This is a genomic window from Saccharomonospora iraqiensis subsp. paurometabolica YIM 90007, assembly GCF_000231035.2.
Classification (GTDB): Bacteria; Actinomycetota; Actinomycetes; order Mycobacteriales; family Pseudonocardiaceae; genus Saccharomonospora; species Saccharomonospora paurometabolica.
This window is the reverse complement of sequence record NZ_KI912212.1, coordinates 1-2,431: the sequence shown is the minus strand read 5'-3', so window position 1 is coordinate 2,431 and position 2,431 is coordinate 1. Positions and strand designations below refer to the sequence as shown.

Annotated in this window: 1 protein-coding gene and 1 pseudogene; one reads left to right on the top strand and one right to left on the bottom strand. The window is 75.4% G+C overall.

The genetic code is table 11. From position 1 onward, the window contains the following. A pseudogene (locus SACPADRAFT_RS0204570) lies at positions 1-779 on the bottom strand (hypothetical protein); the annotation flags it as partial. 153 nt (positions 780-932) lie between these two features. On the opposite strand from SACPADRAFT_RS0204570, the gene SACPADRAFT_RS0204565 reads away from it, so the two are divergent. Next, a partial coding sequence (locus SACPADRAFT_RS0204565; RefSeq protein ID WP_028662208.1) for a DEDD exonuclease domain-containing protein occupies positions 933-2,431 on the top strand: 1,499 nt, incomplete at its 3' end.

Sequence of the window (2,431 nt, the reverse complement as noted above, 5' to 3'; positions counted from 1 at the left end):
CGGAGCACGACACCCTGCTCCCGCAACCGGCCGCGCAGCTTCTCGACCTCGCCCTCCCGTTCGGAACGCGCGGTCTCCACCGCCTCGTGGGCCCGCTCCACCTCCGCACGCAGCTTCTCGACCTCCGCCTCGAGCCTGCGGGCGCGGCCGAGCGCGGCGTCCCGCTCGGCGCGCAACGCGGCGTCCTCGGCGTTGCGGGCGACGAGCCGGACGCGGGTCGACGCGCTCGACTCACCGAGCAGCACGGCCGCGGCCGCCGCGGCGACCGGGTCGGCGTCGTTCGGGTCGAGCGCGTCGACCCGGTGCTCGCGCAGCCATTCGAGGACCGCGGTGCGGAACCGCTGCGACTCGGCGAGCCCCGTCAACAGTGCCGTGCCGCCCAGCCGGGCCCGTTTCGCCGGGGCGAACCGGGCCACCGGCCGCAACTGCCGCGGCACGTCGTCGACGGACAGCCTGCCGAGTGCGGCGGCCGTCAGTTCGGCGACGCGCTCGCGGATCTGTTCCGGCAGACCGAGCCAGTCCACGGGCTCGGACGCCGCCCGCGCCTGGGTGTCGGAGCGGTCCCCACCCTCCGGTGAGGCGGTGCCCTCCGGTGAGGCAGCGTCCTCCGGTGAGGCAGCGTCCTCCGGTGAGGCAGCGTCCTCCGGTGAGGCAGCGTCCTCCGGTGAGGCAGCGTCCTCCGACGAGGCACCGGTGTCCGTGGGTTCGCCGGACGCGCCTGCGGCGGGCCCGGAGGGTTCCTCCCCCAGGCGCTCGGGGTGCGCGGACGACGGCAGCATCCGTCCAGCTTAGATTCCGCCCCGGTGGGCCGCGCCCCCCGTCTCCGGGCGGCCCCGCACGCCGCCCCGCGACGCGGGTGTGCCCGACACCACGGCCTCCCCGGCGCGCCCGTGCGCCACCGCTGTCGGGGCGGCGACCTAGGGTCTGCGGCCATGCAGCTCTCGTTGGACGAGCTGGGAAGCCCCCTGCGCGAGGCCACCTTCGTGATCGTCGACCTGGAGACCACCGGGGGGCCGCCCGGGGCCCGGGGGATCACGGAGGTCGGGGCGGTCAAGGTCCGCGGCGGTGAGGTCCTGGCGGAATTCGCCACCCTCGTGGATCCCGGTGTCCCGATCCCGCCGCAGATCGTGGAGCTGACCGGCATCACCTCGGCGATGGTCGCCGACGCGCCACCGATCGACGAGGTGCTGCCCGCGTTCCTCGAATTCGCCTCGGGGTGCGTGCTGGTCGCCCACAACGCGGGCTTCGACGTGTCGTTCCTCCGCACGGCGTGCCACGACCTCGGATACCGGTGGCCCCGCCCGACGACGGTGTGCACGCTGAAGCTGGCCCGGCGGGTGCTGTCCCGGGAGGAGACCCGCAGCCACCGGCTCGGGGCGCTGGCCCGGCTGTTCGGCGCGGAGACCACACCCACCCACCGGGCGCTCGACGACGCCCGGGCGACCGTGGACGTCCTGCACGGTCTGTTCGAACGCCTCGGCCCGCTCGGGGTGGCATCGGTGGAGGAACTGCTCGACTACCTGCCCGACGTCACACCCGCACAGCGGCGCAAACGCGACCTCGCCGCGCACCTGCCCGAACGGCCCGGGGTCTACCTGTTCCGCGGACCGTCCGACGAGGTGCTCTACGTCGGGACGGCGGGGAACCTGCGGCGCCGGGTCCGCCAGTACTTCACCGGTTCGGACAGCCGCGGCCGCATGCGGGAGATGGTGGCCCTCGCCGAGCGGGTGGACGGTATCGAGTGCGCCCACGCACTGGAGGCCGGAGTGCGGGAGCTGCGACTGCTCGCGGCCCACCGACCCCCCTACAACCGGCGGTCGAAGAACCCGGGCCGGACCTGGTGGGTGGTGCTCACCGACGAGCCGTTCCCCCGGCTCTCCGTGGTGCGCACCCCGCGTGCGGGTGCGCTCGGCCCGTTCGGTTCCCGGGCGAGGGCCGCGACCGTCGCCGACACGCTGTCCCGCTGGACCGGCCTGCGGACCTGCACGCGCCGCATCTCCGCGCAGGGCGCGAAGGGTGCCGACCGGACGCCCTGTGTCGCGGCGGAACTCGGCACCTGCGGCGCACCGTGCGCCGGGTCACTGACGGTGGAGCAGTACCGACCGTCGGCGCGGTTGGTCGCCGATCTCGCGGCCGGAACCGACGCGACCGCCCTGCACCTCGCCCGCCGGGGTATCGACGCACTCGCGCAGCGGCACCGCTTCGAGCAGGCCGCCCGGCGGCGCGATGAGTTGACCACGGTGCTACGTGCGGTCGACCGGGGTCACCGGCTCGCCTCCCTCGCCGCCGTCGCCGAACTCGTCGCGGCCGCACCCGACGGCTCGGGCGGATGGGAGTTCGCCGTGATCCGGTACGGCAGGCTCGCCGCCGCGGGCACCGCACGCCGCGGGACACCGCCGATGCCCGTGGTGGACCGGCTCGTCGCCGCCGC